Origin of the sequence: Pseudomonas brassicae (genome assembly GCF_010671725.1) — a bacterium.
In the GTDB taxonomy this organism is placed as follows: domain Bacteria; phylum Pseudomonadota; class Gammaproteobacteria; order Pseudomonadales; family Pseudomonadaceae; genus Aquipseudomonas; species Aquipseudomonas brassicae.
Genome location: NZ_JAAHBU010000483.1, coordinates 1 through 755, shown reverse-complemented (window position 1 = coordinate 755; position 755 = coordinate 1). Strand labels below are relative to the sequence as shown.

The following is a 755-nucleotide window of genomic DNA, read 5'->3' as shown; positions in this document are numbered from 1 at the left end:
CTGGCCCATGCCCTGATCGCCCGTGGCGTCGGCCCCGACGTGCTGGTCGGCATTGCCGCCGAGCGCAGCATCGAGATGGTCGTCGGCCTGCTGGCCATCCTCAAGGCCGGGGGTGCCTACGTGCCGCTGGATCCGGAGTACCCGCGCGAGCGCCTGAGCTACCTGTTCGAGGACAGCGCGATCACGTTGCTGCTGACCCAGCAACACCTGCTCGACGACTTGCCCGTGCCGGCAGGCCTGCCGGTACTGGCGCTCGATACGCTGGACCTGAGCGCTCAGGCCCAGACCAATCCGGGCATTGCCTTGCACCCGGAAAACCTCGCTTACGTCATCTACACCTCCGGCTCCACCGGCAAGCCCAAGGGCGCCGGCAACCGCCACAGTGCACTGACCAACCGCCTGTGCTGGATGCAGCAGGCCTATGCTCTGAATGCCAGCGACAGCGTGCTGCAAAAGACCCCGTTCAGCTTCGACGTGTCGGTGTGGGAGTTCTTCTGGCCGCTGATGACCGGCGCACGCCTGGTGGTCGCAGCGCCGGGCGATCATCGTGACCCGGCCAGGCTGGTGGCGCTGATCAACCAGCATCGGATCAGCACGCTGCACTTCGTGCCGTCGATGCTGCAGGCATTCCTGCTGGATGAAAACGTGCCCGGCTGCACCAGCCTCACGCGCATCGTGTGCAGCGGCGAAGCCCTGCCGGTGGACGCCCAGCAACAGGTATTCGCCAAGCTGCCGAACGCCGGCCTGTACAACCT

Annotated in this window: 1 protein-coding gene; it reads left to right on the top strand. The window is 66.2% G+C overall.

Annotated features, from left to right (window positions below; genetic code table 11):
* Positions 1 to 755: AMP-binding protein (locus G3436_RS24935; RefSeq protein WP_163950722.1), on the top strand; the 755-nt coding region annotated here is incomplete at both ends.